The organism is Pseudomonas sp. PDM17, assembly GCF_014851985.1.
Taxonomy (GTDB): Bacteria; Pseudomonadota; Gammaproteobacteria; order Pseudomonadales; family Pseudomonadaceae; genus Pseudomonas.
Window position 1 is genome coordinate 728,634 of the sequence record NZ_JACVAT010000004.1, and the last position, 17,505, is coordinate 746,138.

At 67.8% G+C, this 17,505-nt stretch carries 15 protein-coding genes; 11 read left to right on the forward strand and 4 right to left on the reverse strand.

Annotated elements, in window-relative coordinates:
* The first annotated feature begins 10 nt into the window (after window positions 1-10).
* From IB256_RS17655 to IB256_RS17690, 8 genes are all read left to right on the forward strand, one after another.
* Entirely contained in the window at window positions 11-1,171 is a 1,161-nt protein-coding gene (locus tag IB256_RS17655) for an acyl-CoA dehydrogenase family protein (protein ID WP_138213566.1), read from the forward strand.
* A gap of 10 nt (window positions 1,172-1,181) precedes the next feature.
* The gene (locus IB256_RS17660) at window positions 1,182-3,269 is read left to right on the forward strand and encodes an acetate--CoA ligase family protein (protein WP_192403466.1); all 2,088 of its coding nucleotides are present in this window, start codon (window positions 1,182-1,184) and stop codon (window positions 3,267-3,269) included.
* Window positions 3,270-3,362: 93 nt separating this feature from the next.
* Window positions 3,363-4,973 (forward strand): 5-guanidino-2-oxopentanoate decarboxylase, encoded by a 1,611-nt coding sequence (locus IB256_RS17665; protein WP_192403468.1) that lies wholly within the window; start codon window positions 3,363-3,365, stop codon window positions 4,971-4,973.
* A gap of 55 nt (window positions 4,974-5,028) precedes the next feature.
* Window positions 5,029-6,219 (forward strand): pyridoxal phosphate-dependent aminotransferase, encoded by a 1,191-nt coding sequence (locus IB256_RS17670; protein ID WP_192403470.1) that lies wholly within the window; start codon window positions 5,029-5,031, stop codon window positions 6,217-6,219.
* Window positions 6,212-7,630, forward strand: coding sequence for an aldehyde dehydrogenase family protein (locus tag IB256_RS17675; protein WP_192403472.1), 1,419 nt, complete (start codon window positions 6,212-6,214; stop codon window positions 7,628-7,630). The genes IB256_RS17670 and IB256_RS17675 overlap by 8 nt, the downstream gene beginning before the upstream one ends.
* Before the next feature lie 72 nt (window positions 7,631-7,702).
* Entirely contained in the window at window positions 7,703-8,407 is a 705-nt protein-coding gene (locus IB256_RS17680; protein ID WP_192403474.1) for an NAD(P)H-dependent oxidoreductase, read from the forward strand.
* 483 nt (window positions 8,408-8,890) lie between these two features.
* Window positions 8,891-9,826, forward strand: a complete 936-nt coding sequence (locus IB256_RS17685) for a LysR family transcriptional regulator (RefSeq protein ID WP_081519060.1) — start codon at window positions 8,891-8,893, stop codon at window positions 9,824-9,826.
* 181 nt (window positions 9,827-10,007) lie between these two features.
* Window positions 10,008-10,202, forward strand: coding sequence for a hypothetical protein (locus IB256_RS17690; RefSeq protein WP_192294522.1), 195 nt, complete (start codon window positions 10,008-10,010; stop codon window positions 10,200-10,202).
* Window positions 10,203-10,522: 320 nt separating this feature from the next.
* On the opposite strand, the gene IB256_RS17695 is transcribed toward IB256_RS17690, so the two are convergent.
* Complete coding sequence (locus tag IB256_RS17695) at window positions 10,523-11,422, reverse strand: class I SAM-dependent methyltransferase (protein WP_225601792.1); 900 nt, start codon at window positions 11,420-11,422, stop codon at window positions 10,523-10,525.
* Between the two features lie 164 nt (window positions 11,423-11,586).
* On the opposite strand from IB256_RS17695, the gene IB256_RS17700 reads away from it, so the two are divergent.
* Window positions 11,587-12,588, forward strand: a complete 1,002-nt coding sequence (locus IB256_RS17700; RefSeq protein WP_192403476.1) for a hypothetical protein — start codon at window positions 11,587-11,589, stop codon at window positions 12,586-12,588.
* Here IB256_RS17700 and IB256_RS17705 read toward each other — a convergent pair.
* Window positions 12,570-13,904, reverse strand: a complete 1,335-nt coding sequence (locus tag IB256_RS17705; protein WP_192294526.1) for a sigma-54-dependent transcriptional regulator — start codon at window positions 13,902-13,904, stop codon at window positions 12,570-12,572. The two genes, IB256_RS17700 and IB256_RS17705, sit on opposite strands and share 19 nt — an antisense overlap.
* A complete protein-coding gene (locus IB256_RS17710; protein WP_192403478.1) occupies window positions 13,901-15,664 on the reverse strand; it encodes an ATP-binding protein in 1,764 nt (587 codons plus the stop codon). The genes IB256_RS17705 and IB256_RS17710 overlap by 4 nt, the downstream gene beginning before the upstream one ends.
* Before the next feature lie 104 nt (window positions 15,665-15,768).
* On the opposite strand from IB256_RS17710, the gene IB256_RS17715 reads away from it, so the two are divergent.
* Both IB256_RS17715 and IB256_RS17720 read left to right on the forward strand, forming a co-directional pair.
* Window positions 15,769-16,647, forward strand: coding sequence for an alpha/beta fold hydrolase (locus tag IB256_RS17715; protein WP_192403482.1), 879 nt, complete (start codon window positions 15,769-15,771; stop codon window positions 16,645-16,647).
* Window positions 16,644-16,997, forward strand: coding sequence for a hypothetical protein (locus IB256_RS17720; protein ID WP_151188790.1), 354 nt, complete (start codon window positions 16,644-16,646; stop codon window positions 16,995-16,997). The genes IB256_RS17715 and IB256_RS17720 overlap by 4 nt, the downstream gene beginning before the upstream one ends.
* Here the strand turns inward: IB256_RS17720 and IB256_RS17725 are convergent.
* On the reverse strand, window positions 16,994-17,485 hold the full coding sequence (locus tag IB256_RS17725; RefSeq protein ID WP_081519066.1) for a DUF3301 domain-containing protein: 492 nt from the start codon (window positions 17,483-17,485) through the stop codon (window positions 16,994-16,996). The two genes, IB256_RS17720 and IB256_RS17725, sit on opposite strands and share 4 nt — an antisense overlap.
* Window positions 17,486-17,505: the final 20 nt, after the last annotated feature.

A 17,505-nucleotide genomic window follows, 5' to 3' on the forward strand; every position in this document is an offset into this window, starting at 1 on the left:
AGGTGATGTGATGGATTTCCAACTGACCCAGGAACAGGAAATGCTCGTCGAGGCGGTCAAGGCTTTCGTCGAGAAAGAGCTGCTGCCCTACGAGGAAGAAGTGGACCGCGCCGATGCGGTGTCCCCGGAGCTGGCGGCGAAGATTCGCGGCAAGGCCCTGGCGGCCGGCTTCTATGCCTTCAACATGCCCGAGGAAGTCGGCGGTGGCGGCCTGGACTACCTGTCCCAGGCGCTGGTCGAGCGCGAACTGTCCAAGGTGTCCTGGGCGCTGCACGTGTTCGTCGCGCGGCCCTCGAAGATCCTCATGGCGTGCAAGGGCGAGCAGATCCAGGACTACCTGCTGCCGGTGGTACAGGGCGAGAAGATCGACTGCTTCGCCCTCACCGAACCGGGCGCCGGCTCCGACGCCAACTCGATCAAGACCCGCGCCGTGCGTGATGGCGAGGACTTCGTGATCAACGGCTCCAAACACTTCATCAGCCACGCCGGCCACGCCGACTTCGCCATCGTCTTCGCGGTGACCGACACCTTCGAGCGCAACGGCAAGAAGCGCAACGCCGTGACCGCCTTCCTGGTGGACAAGGGCACCGCCGGCATGACCGTGCGCCGTGGCCCGAAATGCGTGAGCAACAAGGGCTACCACACCTACGAAATCTTCTTCGACGACTGCCGCGTGCCGGCTTCCAAGGTCCTCGGCGAAGTCGACAAGGGCTGGGAAGTGGCCAACGCCTGGCTCACCGCCGGCCGCGTGATGGTCGCCGCCAACTGCGTCGGCCAGGCCCAGCGCGCGCTGGACCTGGCGCTGCAGTGGTCGGCCGACCGCAAGCAGTTCGGCGCCGCCATCGGCAGCTACCAGGGTATCTCCTTCAAGCTCGCCGACATGGCCACGCAGATTCGCGCCGCCGAGCTGATGACCCTGCACACCGCCTGGAAGATGGACCGCGGCAGCATGACCGACGGCGAGGCCGGCATGGCCAAGCTGTTCGCCAGCGAAGTGCTGGGCAAGGTCGCCGACGAGACCGTGCAGATCTTCGGCGGCATGGGCCTGATGGACGAAGGTCCGGTGGAACGCATCTGGCGCAATGCGCGCATCGAGCGCATCTGGGAAGGCACCTCGGAAATCCAGCGCCATATCATTTCCCGCGAACTGCTGCGTCCGCTGCTGCGTTGAGGCCCGTGCGATGAAACGCGAAAACCTCCAGCGCCTGCTGGCGCCCCGGCACCTGGCCTTCATTGGCGGACGCAGCATGGCGCGCGCGCTCAAGCGCTGCGCCGAAGGCGGCTTCGCCGGCCAGATGTGGCTGGTCAACCCGCAATACGACGAACTCGAAGGCGTGCCCTGCGTACGCAGTATTGCCGAGCTGCCCGAAGGGCCGGATGCAGTGTTCGTCGCCACCAACCGTGACCTGACCCTGCAGGCCGTCGCCGAACTGGCTGCCAGGGACGCCGGCGGCGCCATTTGCTACGCGTCCGGCTTCGCCGAGACCGGCGCCGAGGGCGAAGCCCTGCAGCGCCGCCTGCTCGCCAGCGCTGGCGACATGGCCCTGCTCGGCCCCAACTGCTACGGCCTGCTCGACTACCTGCACGGCTCCGCGCTGTGGCCGGTGGCCCACGGCGGGCACCTGGTGGAGAAGGGCGTGGCGGTGCTGACCCAGAGCGGCAACTTCGCCTACAACCTGTCCATGAGCGACCGCTCGCTGCCCATCGCCTACATGGCCTCGGTGGGCAATCAGGCGCAACTGGGAGTGGCCGAACTGATGGACGTGCTGCTCGATGAGCCGCGCGTCACCGCCATCGGCCTGCACCTGGAAGGCTTGAAGAACGTCCCCGGCTTCGCCCGCGCGGCCTTCAAGGCGCTGCAGAAAGGTATCCCGGTGATCGCCCTGAAGACCGGTGTTTCCGAGATCGGTGCCGAACTCGCACTCAGCCACACCAGCTCCCTGGCCGGCTCCGACGCGCTGTACGACGCGCTGTTCGACCGCCTCGGGGTGATCCGCGTCAGCGGCCCGGTGAGCTTCATCGAAACCTTGAAGGCTGCCGCCTGCGGCAACCTGCCGGCCGGTCCGAGCCTGGCCGCGCTGGCCTGCTCCGGTGGCGACGCCGGGCTGATCGCCGACTACGCCGAACGCAACGGCCTGAGCCTGCCCAAGCTGGTCGACGCCCAGCGCGCCGAGCTGGCCCAGGTGCTGCCGGACTACGCCAACATCGCCAACCCGCTGGACTTCACCACCGCCATCTGGGGCGACGGCCCGGCCCTGCAGCGCATGCTCGACAGCGCGCTGCAGACCTGCGCCGATGCCGCCCTGCTGGTGCTGGATTACCCCGGCGAGGAAACCGGCGAGCGCCCGCAGTGCGACCTGCTGCTGGAGCTGTACTGCGCCGCGCTGGAGCGCCACGGCAAGGTCGGCTTCATCGCCTCCGCGCTGCCCGAACTGCTGCCCAAGCATGCCCGCGAACTGCTGCACTCCCACGGCGTTGCCGCGCTGCAAGGCGTGGAAGACGGTCTCGCTGCCTGGGGCCGCATCGCTCATTACCGCCAGCGTCGCGAAGCGCTGCTGGCCCGTGGCGAAGCTGCGCTGGTGCCGCTCTGCCCGCAGGCGCTGGAAAGCGAAGGCCGGCTGCTCGATGAGTGGCAGTCCAAGCAGGCGCTGAAACCCTTCGGCCTGCCGCTGCCGCGCGCTGCCCTGAGCACGCCGGCACAGGCCCGTGAAGCGGCCGCCGATGTCGGCTTCCCGCTGGCCTTGAAAGTGGTCAGCGCGCAGCTGCCGCACAAGACCGAGGCCGGCGGCGTGGCGCTCAACCTGCGCAACGAGGCGGCGCTGGAAGCCGCGCTGTTCGACATGCGCGAGAACATCGCCCGCCACGCCCCCGGCGTGCCCTTCGACCAGGTGCTGCTGGAGAGCATGGCGAACCCGCCGCTGGCCGAGCTGATCGTTGGTATCAAGCGCGAAAACGGTTTCGGCCTGGCGCTGGTACTGGGTGCCGGCGGCATCCTCGTCGAGCTGCTCAAGGACAGCCGCAGCCTGCTGCTGCCGACCACCGACGCGGCGATCCGTGACGCCCTGCTGAGCCTGCGCAGCGCGCCGCTGCTCACCGGCTTCCGTGGCCGCCCGGCGGTGAACCTGGAGGCGCTGGTGGAAGCCATCCGCGCGGTCGCCGACTACGCCTGCGAGCACGTGGACAACCTGCTGGAACTGGACGTGAACCCACTGCTGGCGAACGCCGAAGGCGCCGTGGCGGTGGATGCGCTGATCCGCACCGCTGAATGACCTGCCTGTAGGCACGGGCCGCCCGCGAACGAATCCACCGAGGACCGTTCGCGGGCAAGCTCGTTTCTACGAAGAACGCTTCGAGGAGTGAACATGCAGAACGACAAGAAACTCACCGGCGGCCAGGCCCTGGTGCGCCTGCTGGCCAACTACGGCGTCGACACCGTATTCGGCATTCCCGGCGTACACACCCTGGAGCTGTACCGCGGCCTGCCCGGCAGCGGCATCCGCCACGTGCTGACCCGTCACGAGCAGGGCGCCGGCTTCATGGCTGACGGCTACGCACGCGTCAGCGGCAAGCCCGGCGTGGCCTTCATCATCACCGGCCCGGGGGTGACCAACGCCGCCACCGCCATCGGCCAGGCCTACGCCGACTCCATTCCGATGCTGGTGATTTCCAGCGTCAACCACACCGCCAGCCTGGGCAAGGGCTGGGGCTGTCTGCACGAGACCCAGGACCAGCGCGCCATGACCGCGCCGATCACCGCGTTCTCTGCTGTCGCCTTGAGCCCGGAGGATTTGCCCGAGCTGATCGCCCGCGCCTACGCTGTGTTCGACAGCGAGCGTCCGCGCCCGGTGCACATCTCCGTGCCGCTGGACGTGCTGGCCAACCCGGTCGCCCGCGACTGGACCAACGAAGTGGTGCGCCGTGCCGGCCGTGGCCAGCCCAGCGCCGATGCGCTCAAACAGGCTGTGGATAAACTCCAGGCCGCCCAGCGCCCGATGATCATCGCCGGCGGCGGCGCGCTGCATGCCGCCGATGCCCTGGCCGCGCTGAGCGAGCGCCTGGCCGCGCCGCTGTTCACCAGCGTCGCCGGCAAGGGCCTGCTGGCACCGGAAGCGCCGCTCGCTGCGGGCGCCACCCTGTGCACCCAGGCCGGTTGGGACATGATCGCCGAAGCCGACGTGGTGCTCGCCATCGGCACCGAAATGGCCGACACCGATTACTGGCGCGACCGCCTGCCGCTGACCGGCGAGGTGATCCGCGTCGACGTCGACTCGCGCAAGTTCAACGACTTCTACCCGAGCGCCGTGGCGCTGCTGGGCGACTCCAAGGCCACCGTCGAGGCGCTGCTCGCTGCGCTGCCGAGCGCGACCCGCGACGCCGCCAAGTCGCAGTCGCGAATCGCCGAACTGCGCGCACAGATCGATGCCGGCCACGCGCCGCTGCAACTTATCCACAAGTCGATCCTGGAGCGCATCGCCAAGGCGCTGCCGGACAACGCCTTCATCGCCAGCGACATGACCCAGTTGGCCTACACCGCCAACTACCTCTACCCGAGCAAGGCGCCGCGCGGCTGGCTGCACCCCACCGGCTACGGCACCCTCGGCTACGGCGTGCCCGCCGGCATCGGCGCCAAGTTCGGTGCGCCGGAGCGTCCGGGCCTGGTGCTGGTCGGTGACGGTGGCTTCCTCTACACCGCGCAGGAACTGGCCACCGCCACCGAGGAGCTGGACAGCCCGCTGGTGGTGCTGCTGTGGAACAACGATGCGCTGGGGCAGATCCGCGACGACATGATCGGCCTGGACATCGAGCCCATCGGCGTCCTGCCGCGCAACCCGGACTTCGCCCTGCTCGGCCGTGCCTATGGCTGCGAGATGCGCGAGCCGCAGAGCCTGGACGAACTGGAGCGCGTCCTGCGCGCCGGCTTCGGCCATCCGGGCGTCACCCTGATCGAGCTGAAACACGCCTGCGCCCAGTAGGACCCGTTGCACCCGCCGGAGCCCACGGGCTCCGGCACCTTGAAGGAAGCACAGCATGCGCTACTCGAACTTCACCCAACGCATCGCCGGCGACGGCGCCGCCGCCTGGGACATCCACTACCGCGCCCTGGCGCGCATGGAGCAGGGCGACGACATTCTGCTGCTGTCGGTGGGCGACCCGGACTTCGACACTCCGGTGCCCATCGTGCAGTCGGCCATCGACAGCTTGCTGGCCGGCAACACCCACTACGCCGACGTGCGCGGCAAGCGCTCGCTGCGCGAAGCCATCGCCCGCCGCCACACCCAGCGCAGCGGCCAGGCCGTCACCAGTGATGACGTGGTTGTGCTGGCCGGCGCCCAGTGCGCGCTGTATGCCGTGGCGCAGTGCGTGCTCAATCCGGGCGACGAGGTGATCGTCGCCGAGCCGATGTACGTCACCTACGAAGCGGTGTTCGGTGCCTGCGGCGCCAAGGTCATCCCGGTGTCGGTGCGCTCCGAGCACGGCTTCCGCGTGCAGGCCGAGGACGTCGCCGCGCTGATTACCCCGCGCACCCGCGCGCTGGCGATCAACAGCCCGCACAACCCGTCCGGCGCCAGCCTGCCGCGCGCCACCTGGGAAGCGCTGGCCGAGCTGTGCATCAGCAACGACCTGTGGATGATTTCCGACGAGGTCTACAGCGAGCTGCTGTTCGACGGCGAGCACATCAGCCCTGCCAGCCTGCCGGGCATGGCCGAGCGCACCGCGACCCTCAACAGCCTGTCGAAATCCCACGCCATGACCGGCTGGCGAGTAGGCTGGGTGGTCGGTCCGCAGGAGCTCTGCGCGCACCTGGAAAACCTCGCCCTGTGCATGCTCTACGGTTCGCCGGACTTCATCCAGGACGCCGCCTGCACTGCACTGGAAGCCAGGCTGCCGGAACTGGAAGCCATGCGCGAAGCCTACCGCCAGCGCCGCGACCTGGTGCTCGACTGCCTCGCCGACTGCGTCGGCGTGCGCGCCCTGCGCCCGGACGGCGGCATGTTCGTGATGGTGGATATCCGCGCCACCGGGCTCTCCGCCCAGGACTTCTCCGACCTGCTGCTGGACCGCCACGGCGTCTCTGTGCTGGCCGGCGAAGCCTTCGGCCCCAGCGCCGCCGGGCACATTCGTCTCGGCCTGGTGCTCGGCGCCGAACCGCTGCGCGAAGCCTGCCGCCGCATCGCCCTGTGCGCCGCCGAACTGCTCAAGGAAAAACGCTATGCGTGAGCGTACACAGCTCTACATCGATGGCGCCTGGGTGGCGCCGCAGGGGCAGGGCATGGCCGAGGTGCAGAACCCGGCTACCGAGGAATGCGTCGGCCGTGTGCCGCTGGGTGGCGAAGGCGACGTGAACCGCGCGGTGGACGCTGCCCGCCGTGCCTTCCCGGCGTGGTCGCAGACCCCGTCCCAGGTGCGCGCCGGCTATATCCGCGCGCTTGCCGAGCAACTGAAGAACCGCGCCGACGAGATGGCCGCGCTGATCACCGCCGAGCTGGGCATGCCCATCCAGTGGTGCCGCATGGTGCAGGTCGACGGGCCCATCGAGGGTCTGGAAAGCTACGCCGCGATGGCCGCGCACATGGACGAAGTGCGCGAGGTTGGCAACTCGCTGGTGGTGAAGGAAGCGGTGGGCGTCTGCGCCTTCATCAACCCCTGGAACTACCCGCTGCACCAGCTGATCGGCAAGCTCGCCCCGGCGCTCGCCGCCGGCTGCACCGTGGTGGTCAAGCCGAGTCAGGACACTCCGCTGCACGCCTTCCTGCTGGCCGACATGATCCACGCCATCGGCCTGCCGGCCGGCGTGTTCAACCTGGTCAGCGGCCCCGGTTCCAAGGTCGGCGAAGCCCTGGCGCGGCACCCGGACGTGGACATGGTGTCCTTCACCGGCTCCACCGGTGCGGGCGTCAAGGTCTCCGAAGCCGCGGCGCCGACGGTCAAGCGCGTGTGCCTGGAGCTGGGCGGCAAGTCGCCCTTCCTGATCACCGCCGATGCTGACCTGGCCACCGCCGTGCGCCACGGCGTGCAGGACGTGATGATCAACTCCGGGCAGACCTGCACCGCGCTGACGCGCATGCTGCTGCCGGCCCATCGCTATGCCGAAGCTGTGGAAATCGCCCGCGCCGAAACCCTCGCGCTGAAGATGGGCGACCCGCTGGATGCCGACAGCTTCCTCGGCCCGATGTGCTCGGGCGGCCAGCGTCGCACCGTGCTCGATTACATCCGCGTCGGCGAGGAAGAGGGCGCGCAGCGGGTCTGCGGCGGCGCCGAGCGCCCGGCCCATCTGGAGCGCGGGCACTACGTACAGCCGACGATCTTCGCTGGGGTGAACAACCAGATGCGCATCGCTCGCGAAGAAATCTTCGGCCCGGTGCTGTGCCTGATTCCCTACGCCGACGAGGCCGAGGCGATCGCCATCGCCAACGATTCGCCGTTCGGCCTGTCCAGCGCCGTCTGGGCGGGCGACCGCGAAGATGGCCTGCGACTCGCCCGGCAGATGCGCGCCGGCCAATGCTTCGTCAACGGCGGTGCCTTCAACTACCGGGCGCCGTTCGGTGGCTACAAGCAGTCCGGCAACGGCCGCGAATGGGGTGAGCAGGGACTGCACGAGTTCGTCGAGCTCAAGGCCATCCAGCTTTAAACAGACCCCCTCTCCCACCGGGAGAGGGCTGGGGTGAGGGCTGTGCCGCTCACCGACTTGTCAGGAATCCACATGAACGTACTGATCGTCCACGCCCACAACGAACCGCAATCCTTCAGCACCGCGCTGTACCAGCTCGCCGAGGAAACCCTGCGCGGCCAGGGCCATGAGGTGCAGGTCTCCGACCTGTACGCGATGAACTGGAACCCGGTGGCCAGCGCCGCCGACTTTGGCGCCCGCGCCAACCCCGAATATCTGGTCTATGCGCTGGAACAGCGTGAAGGCGCCAAGGCCAGGACCATCGCCGCCGACATCCAGGCCGAGCTGGACAAGCTGCTCTGGGCCGATCTGGTGATCTTCAACTTCCCGATCTACTGGTTCTCCGCGCCGGCCATCCTCAAGGGCTGGTTCGACCGCGTGCTGGTCTCGGGCATCTGCTACGGCGGCAAGCGCTTCTACGACCAGGGCGGCCTAGCCGGCAAGAAGGCGCTGGTGAGCGTGACCCTCGGCGGGCGCGACCACATGTTCGGCGACGACGCCATCCACGGCCCGCTGGAAGACATGCTGCGGCCGATCCTGCGCGGCACCCTGGCTTACACCGGGATGAGCGTGCTGCCGCCCTTCGTGGCCTGGCACGTGCCTTACATCAGCAACGAGGCCCGCCAGGAGTTCCTGCGCCAGTACCAGGATCGCCTGCAGAACCTGGAGAACGACCAGCCGCTGGAGTTCGTACGTCTGGATCAGTTCGACGAGCGCCTCTATCCGCTGCCGCGCTGACCGCTTTTCTGTAGGAGCGAGCTTGCTCGCGAACCCTGCTGTACTTCGGTGTTTCGGGCTGCCCTCACCCTAACCCTCTCCCAGAGGGAGAGGGGACTGATCGGCGAAGGATGAAGCAGTGGTGTCAGCCGGCACGAACTGCCCCCTCTCCTGGGGGAGAGGGCTGGGGTGAGGGGACCGCCCTCGCGTCGAACTCACCCGGCAGAAACGAAAAAGGGCGACCATCCGCAGATGGCCGCCCCTGGAGAAAGAGTCAGTCGCTGCAGCCAGGTATGCGCGGGGGAGAGGGCCGTCGATTGGTGTATCGGCGGCCGTACGATGAGCCTGGTATGCCCAACGTTGCTGCAGCGACTTGTCCGGCACTATACGTGGTAACAATCGGCAAAAAACGACCCTATACTGCGATTCAGTTTTGCGGCGCGGACAACAATGGTTGTCATCTCCTACAGGCGCCTACGACAAGATCAACACGCAGGGGGAAGCATGGACGTACTTCACGCGATGCGGGCATTCGTCCGGGTGGTGGATGCCGGCAGTTTCACCGCCGCCGCCAACGCTCTGGGGTTATCCACAGCCCAGGTCTCGCGTGTGGTCTCCGATCTCGAAGCCCAGCTGGAAGCGCGCCTGCTGCACCGCACGACAAGGCGCCTGGCGCTGACCGAAACCGGCGAGCGCTACCTGCTGCGCTGCCGGGAAATCCTCGCCGATGTCGACGAAGCCCAGGCCGAAGCCAGCGGCGCGCATCTCAATCCCCGAGGCCGCCTGCGCGTGCATTCGCTCACCGGGCTGGGCCAGCAGCACCTGATCCCGCTGATCTCGCGCTACTGCGAGTCCTTCCCCGAGGTCTACATCGAGCTGACTCTGGCGCAGCGCCAGCCGGACATCCTCGAGGAAGGCCAGGACGTGGTGATCACCCGCGACCGCGAACTGCCCGACTCCGAGTTCGTCGCCCAGACCCTGGGCACCATCTACAGCGTGCTCTGCGCCAGCCCCGAGTACCTCAAGCGGCGCGGCACCCCGACCAGCGTCGCCGACCTGCACCAGCACCAGTGCCTGCGCCTGCAGGACCCGACCTTCCCCGAAGGCTGGGCGTTCGAGGAGGGCAACGAGGAAAGCGTGATCCGCCCGCGCGACACTTTCATGGTCAACGTCGCCGAGGCGCTGACTGGCGCCGCCGCCGCCGGCATGGGCATCTGCCTGTTGCCCAGCTACGTTGCCGCGCCGGCACTGCGTCGCCGTTCGCTGGTGCGCGTGCTGCCCCGGCACAGCCTGCACGTGCGGCAGATCTATGCGCTGTACCCGTCGCGGCGCTTCCTCGACGCGAAGATCCGCACCTGGGTCGAATTCCTCAAGGCGGAGCTGCCGCGGGTATTCGAGGAAGACGAAGCAGCGCTCAACGATCCCGTCAACTGGGCATAAGGCAAAGGGCTAGCGTGGCGGATCGCCGCAGCCGCTCTATACCGGTGTTCTCGGACGATCGGCACGGATTGTTGCTTTTTAGGCAATGCTTTGTTGGTTAGCTAGCTATTTTTCGAGGGACTGTTGCGCCGTAACCTTTCATCAACCCCGACCAATCGGGTGTTCAGAAAGGATCACCGTCATGTCCCGTTCGCTTTATGTTGCTGCCCTGCTGTCCGTCTGCTCGCTGTCCTTCACTCAGCTGAGCTTCGCCGAAGAATCGCGCCTGATGACCGACAAGATGGTCAAGGCCAACGAAGCAGTGATTGCCCAGCAGCAGGCCCCGTCCGCCGAGCAGACCGCCAAGGCCGCCGCTGGCAGCAACGCCGATTCCTGATCGGCCGCTTCCCCCGGGAGGCTCGGTGCGTGAGCCGGGCTTCTCAACACCTTGCGCCGCATAAGACATGCGGCGTTTTTTTTGCCTGCGTTTCCCGCATCCCGACGGCGACTATTACAGAAGCTGTAACAGTCTTTCGCTGCCGGTGCTCTGTCTTCCTGTCCGATCGGTCAATATACTTGACCCAACAGTGCGGCCTTCGGCAGCGCCGTTACCGGCCTCACCGCCGGCAAGCTTCCCGACGTCGATTCTTGATTGCTCCAGATCGATGTCCGTCTCAAGGCCGCTGCTATCAGCGGCCTTTTTTTTGCGCGGAAAAATTAGCCGGCGTCCGCCTGGAAGACGAAGAACGGCAGGCCGAAATGGCCCTGCCAGGGGCCCCAGTAAAGATGTGCACGGACGTGGCCGAAGCCGGCGCCACGCAGTCGGTCGAGCAGGTCCCAGCCGAAGTGCTGGAAGCACAGCACGCCGCCGTCGCCCACCGGGTCGCCGTGGTATTCCGCCGGCAGCAGGTGCTCCAGAGCGCCGTCGGCGGCGAAGCGGGCGCGTACCTCGGTCTCGTTCTGGTTGGGGAAGAAGGGCACGCTGAACACCAGCCGTCCGCCCGGCCGTAACACCCGCCGGCACTCGGCGAAGGCGCGGGCGAAGTCCGGAATATGCTCGAAGATGTCCTGGCTGATCACCAGGTCGAAGCTGCCGTCGGCGAAGGACAGCCGGGTCAGATCCTCGTGGCGGATGCGCTGGCGGTGCTGCTCGTTCCAGTAGGCTTCTCCCGACACCTTGTCCGGCCCGAGGTACTCGCTTCCCAGGAGCCTGGGGAAGCGTCGTTCGATCTGGCGGAAGCTGGGGGTGACGCATTCGGCGATGAACACCCGTGAATCACTCGGCAGTTCGAGTTTCTGCAGGCGGTCCAGTACCGCGCGCATCCGGCTGTTGAGGCCGCAGCCCTGACACGCGGCGGTTTCCGTCCAGGCCGGGTGCACGCTGCCATCCGGGGCGATACCACCCAGGCGCCAGTCGATGTGCATCGGCTGGATGCTCTCGCAGGCCGAGCACCACGCCTTGATGTCCATGGGGTGTCGGGACCAGAGCACGCGGTCCTCGATGGCGCCGCACAGTTCGCGGGCGGTTGGAACCTGTTTCGCCTGGCGGGCCTGCTGCCAGTGTTCGGCGGATTCGAATTCACCCAGCCAGATAGAGGGGAGGAGGCTGCCGGTCATGCTGGTTTTCCTTGTTCGAGAGGGCGGCAGGAGTGGCCGGATTCCGGCACCCGCTTGAGGGTAGCGGCTCACCCGCTGATCGCCAGTGGGATGGCCCGCTCTGGCGGGCCGGCGCCGGCTGTGAGAGGCTCGGGCGCTTCAATGGACCGACAAGGATGCCGCCCATGACCACTGACAATCCCTTCGCGACACCCCATGCTCCACTCACTGCGCCTGCTGCCGTGCCGGCGGACGGCAACCAGCCCTGGCAGTTTGTTGCCGCCATGATGGTGGCGGCGGCGGTAGTGTTTTTCGGCAGCAATGCCGTGCAGTGGATCGGCGACCTGGGCAGCTACCGCGAGCGCCTGCCGCAGTACCTGCCGACTATGCTGGCAAACTGGCTGGGCGGGCTGGTCTTCTATGCGGCGGCTGTCCTGCTGCTGGTGCATCACCTGCGCGAGCGCCATGGCATTGCGCGTTTCCAGCCATTGGCCGGACTGCTGGTGGGTTTCGGCGTGGCCTACCTGATCGCCACCATGGTCGTCAGTACGGGGGTGTCCTACCTCAGCCTGTCCTTCTATCAGTGGGCGTTCGAGCAGGGCACCCGGAATCTCTGGATGGTCCTCTATGGCCAGGCCAATTCGCTGGTCAGTCTGGTTCTGGGCTGCCTGCTGCCGCTCTGGGTGGTGCTGTCTCTGGCGCGCTCACGCTCCGAGCGGTTGTTGCCCGGCGAGTCCTTTTTGCTGTCGTCCTGGCAAGTGGCGCTGGGCGTGTCACTGTGCTTCAGCGCGCTGGTCTACAAGGCGCTGGCTGCCCTCAGCTACGGGGCGCTCTATCTGTATAGCGGCGCGGACGGCTGGCAATCGATGTTCCTGCTGGCAGGCGGCGCGCTGCCCTTCGCCATCGTCATGACCTCGGTGCAGGCAAGCCTGCCATCGCAGGTCTCGCGCTTCGCCGCCGGTCGGGTACTGGCCTGCGCGCTGGTCCTGCTGGTGATGTGGACGATTGCGATCGTGCTGGTCTCGATCCTGTTGGTGTTCGCCGCCTACAACTCGCTGAACGCCAACAGCCTGCCGCTTTACCTGCTGCCGCCGGTGGTCCTGCTACTGGCGCTGCTCTGGCCGCTGGCGCGCTGGTGTAGCGGCTGGTTCTTCGCCGAGCAGCTGGCTCAGTCCTCGCCCAGGTAATCCCCACGGCTCAGCCCGTGGCGCTGCATCTTCTCGTTGAGGGTGCGGCGCGGCAGGCCGAGCAGCTCCATCACCGCCTTGATGTCACCCTTGCACTGGCCCAGCGCCTGGCGGATGCACTGTGCCTCGTAGGCTTCCATGCGTTCGAACAGGCCGTTGCCGGCGGGCTCGATCGGCAGCTCGGCGCGGTCCAGGCCGAGCACATGGCGCTCGGCGGCGTTGGCCAGTTCGCGTACGTTGCCCGGCCAGTCGTGGGCGAGCAGGCGCGCCAGTTCGCTGGCGGAGAGCGGCGCGGCTTCGCGGCCGAATTTCTCGCTGGCCAGCAGCGCGTAGTGCTCGAACAGCAGCGGGATGTCCTCGCGGCGTTCGCGCAGCGGCGGCAGGCGCAGCTCGGCGACGTTCAGGCGGTACACGAGGTCCTCGCGGAAGCGCCCGGCGCGGGCTTCCTCGAGCAGGTCCGGCTTGGTCGCGGCGATCACCCGCAGGTCCACCTTGATGCTCTGGTTCGAGCCCAGGCGCTCCAGTTGCTGTTCCTGCAGCACGCGCAGCAACTTCACCTGCTGGGCCAGCGGCATGCTCTCGATCTCGTCGAGGAACAGGCTGCCGCCGTTGGAGTGCTCCAGCTTGCCGATGCGTTTTCCCTGGGCGCCAGTGAAGGCGCCGCTTTCGTGGCCGAACAGTTCGGTCTCGAACAATTGCTCGGGAATCGCCGCGCAGTTCAGCGCGACGAAGGGCTTGCCGGTGCGAGGGCCGAAGTCGTGCAGGCAGCGTGCGACCAGTTCCTTGCCGCTGCCGGTGTCGCCGCGGATCAGCACGTTCACCGGCGTACCGGCCAGCGCCATGATCTGCCGGCGCAGGGTTTCCATTGGGCGCGAGACGCCGAGCAGGCGTGATTCGATCTGGTCCTTGAGCGCCGCCTGTTCACGCAGCTGACGGTTCTCCTGCACCAGCCGGCGTTTCTCCAGGGCGCGGCGCAGGCTGTCGAGCAGGCGTTCGGGGGTGAAGGGTTTCTCGATGAAGTCGTAGGCGCCCTGGCGCATCGCCTGCACCGCCATGGGCACGTCGCCGTGGCCGGTGACCATGATCACCGGCAGGTCGCGGTCGATCTCCTGCAGGCGCTCGAGCAGGGCCAGGCCGTCGGTGCCGGGCATGCGCACATCGCTGATGACCACGCCGGGCAGCTCGCGGGAGACGCTTTTCAGGCACTCGTCGGCGCTGCTGCACAGGCGCACTTCGAAGCCGGAGAGTTGCAACCACTGCTGCACGGCGTCGCGGATGGCGGCTTCGTCGTCGACGAAGAGGATGGTCTCGCTCATGGTCTTCTTTCTTCGCTGGCGGCCGGCAGGCTAAGGCGGAACACCGCGCCGCCGGTGGGCTGGTTGGCGGCGTCGAGGCGCCCGCCGAGTTCGTGGACGATGCCATAGGATACCGCCAGCCCCAGGCCCAGTCCCTCGCCCACCGGCTTGGTGGTGAAGAAGGGGTCGAAGACGCTGGCCAGGTGGGCTTCGTCGATGCCGGGGCCGTTGTCGGCCACTTCCAGGCACCAGTGTTTGTCATCGCGGCGCAGGGTCAGGCGGATCTGCGGCGGGGCGGTATTGGCCACCGCATCGAGGGCGTTGCGGATCAGGTTGACCAGCACCTGCTCCAGGCGGATCGCATCGCCCAGTACCCAGGCCGGCAGGTCGAGGTCCTGGCTGATCTCCACGCCTTCGGTGCGGATGCGCACGGTCAGCAGCTGCAACGCCTGCTCGATCACGTGGCCCAGTTCGATGCGCTCGCGCAGGCCGCCGGGCGTCTTGCGGGCGAAGGTCTTCAGGTGACCGGTGAGTGCGGCCATGCGCTCGAGCAGCTCATCGACCCGCACCAGCGCGGCGCGGGCGTCGTCCTGGCGGCCGGCGTCGAGCAGCAGGCGCACGCTGGCCAACTGCATGCGCTGGGCGGTGAGCGGCTGGTTGATCTCGTGGGCCAGCGCGGCGGACATCTGCCCCAGCGCGGCCAGCTTGGCGGCCTGCACCAGGCCGTCCTGGGCGGTGCGCAGGGCGGCGGTGCGCTGCTCGACCAGGCGCTCCAGCTCCTCCTGGTTGCGCTGGCGCAGGCGCGCCAGGCGGCGGCGTTGCTGCAGCCAGAGTACGAGGAACACCAGCGCCAGCCAGACGCCGGCAGCGGCCAGCCGCGCGCTGGTGACGTCGGACTGCACGCCGTGGGGATTGCGCAGCAAATGCAGGGTCCACTCGTCTTCGGGCAGGCCGACCGATTGCCAGAGGTAGTCGCCGCTGATGTCCTGGCCGTCGACGCGGACCATGCGCGCGTGCTCGCCGAGGGTTTCCAGCGTCCGGTGCGGCAGCGCGCTGAGCGGCTGCTTGTGGTACTGGCGGGTGTCGGCCATCTCGGCGCGGGCCACGGCGTCCAGCGGTTGCAGTTCGCGGTAGCGCCAGCGCGGGTGGTTGGCGAGGAACACCACGCCCTTGCTGTCGCTCACCAGCACCACGTCCGGGGTCTGGCTCCACTGCCGCTCGAGGTCGGGGAACTCCAGCTTGACCACGATGGCGCCGAGGAAGGTGCCGTCGTCGTCGCGCAGCGCGTTGGACAGGAAGTAGCCGGGAATTCCGCTGGTCACGCCGACCGCATAGAAGCGCCCCGCGCCCTGGGCAATGGTCTGGCGGAAGTAGGGGCGGAAGCCGTAGTTGTGACCGACGTAGCTGACCGGCAGGTTCCAGTTGCTGGCAGCTACGGCGAGGCCGGTGGGGTCCAGCAGCTCCAAAGTGGAGGAGCGCGCCGCGCCGTTGATTTCCTGCAGCTTGAGGTTGAGCCGGTGTTGCAGCTCGCCGGTCACCGGGCCGCGCATGGCCGCGCGCAGCTCCGGGTCCAGCGCGAGCACGGCGGGAATGCTGCGGAAGCGCTCGATCAGGGTGTGCAGGGAGTTGGCATAGAGACCGAGCTGTTCATGGGCCGCTTCCGCCTCGGCGAGCAGCGCGCGGTGCCGCGCCTTCTCGCCGGCCCAGAACACCGACAGCACCAGCCCGGCCAGCAGGAGCAGGCAGATCAGCAGCAGGCGAAGGGGGCGGGTAGGCGACATGTTCGACGGGGTTCGACCAACGGTTGGCGACAATAGCACGGCCGCGAGCTGGTCCGGCGCCCCGCCGCCTCGCTACACTGCCGGCATCCCGATGGAGAGCTTCGATGCAGTTGTCGTCCTGGACCCACGAAGGGTCCGCCGGTTTCACCCTGCGCGGCTGGCGCAGCGAGCCCAGTGGCAAGCCGCTGCTGCACTTCCTGCATGGCAATGGCTTCTGCGGCCGTGCCTACGAGCCGATGCTGAAAGTCCTGGCGCAGGATTTCGACCTCTGGCTGTGCGACGTGCAGGGGCATGGCGACAGTGACCACGGCGGGCGCTTCCACGGCTGGAACCGCAATGCCGAGATGGCGGTGGAAGCCTTCCAGGCCGGCAGCAAAGTATTCGGTGGCGTGCCGCATTACGCCGCCGGGCACAGCTTTGGCGGCGTGCTCACCAGCCTGATCCTCGGCCGTCATCCCGAGCTGTTCCGCCGTGCGGTGCTGCTCGACCCGGTGCTGTTCACCCCGGCGATGATAGGCGTGATGGCGCTCTCCGAAGTGCTCGGCCTGCACAAGCGCCGCACCATGGTGCAGAAGGCGCGCTCGCGGCGCAGCCAGTGGCCGGACCGCGAGGCGGCCTACGCCGGCCTGCACGGCCGCGGCATCTTCAAGGGCTGGACCGACGAAGCGCTCTGGGCCTATGTGGAGAACGCCATGAAGCGCACCGAGGCGGGCGTCGAGCTGAAATGCCGGCCCAGCCGCGAGGCGGAAATCTTCAGCTCCTTCCCCAAGCGCCTGTGGCCATCGCTGACCAAGGTGGTGACGCCGACACAGGTGCTGTTCGGCGAGCGCACATACCCGTTCGTGCCCAAGTCGGTGGCGCGCTGGTGCACGACGAACACGGTGGTGAGTGGCCAGTGTGTCGACGGCGGCCACTGCTTCATGCAGGAATTCCCCGAAGACAGCGCCGCTCGCGTGTCGCGCTTCCTGCTGGGCCACGAATGAACGATCCGGCCCGCGAGTCCGTCTGGCTGGCACTGTCCGAGCTGTGGCTGGACACCGAGCTGGACGAAGGCGGACGTGCCGCTATCGCGGGCACCCTGTCGATCAGCGGATTCAGCGTGGACGAGCTGGAGGCCATCTACCGCCTGGAAGTGGCGCCGGTGGTCTGGGCCAACACCTGGGTGACGGCGGGCGTCTGGGACGGTTTCGATCCGGACTGGCTGTTCGAGCACTGCCGGCGCAACCAACGGCGGCGAACGTCACTCTGGCACCGCGGACGCTGCCGGTTGTTGCGCAAGGCGATGACGGCGGCGGTGGACGAGGACTGGCGGAAGATCCGCGCTCAGCTCTAGTCGCCGACCTTCTTGTCCTGGTGCGCGCGGCGCCATTCGTCCAGCCGCACGACTTCGGCCCTGGGGCGTGGTGGCGGCGGGGTGTCGTCGAACACGGCGTCGACGATGTCCTCATCGACCGGCGCGGCGGCGGGGTGGAAAGTGGCGACCGGCGATACCGGCATGCGCGGTTCGGGTTCCATGCGGAAGGGCGCCAGCTCGATGCGGCCCAGGTGCTGGCCGAACATGGCGATACGGCCGGCGTAGCGTTCCTGCCCGGTGGCGGTGAACTCGAAGGCGTATTCGCGGGCCAGGCGCAGGTTGCCCCGGCCGTCGCGCTGGAAGCGGAAGCGCTGCAGGGCCATGGCGTCATCGAGCAGCTCCACGCCCTCGCGCGCGCAGTGCTGCTTGGCCAGCGCCAGCGCACGCTCGCGGATGCCATGGGCGCGCCACCACCAGGCGGCGCCCGCGACGACCAGCATGAAGATGAAAAGATTGCCCAGGTCCACTTCGGCTTCCTCGGAATCGG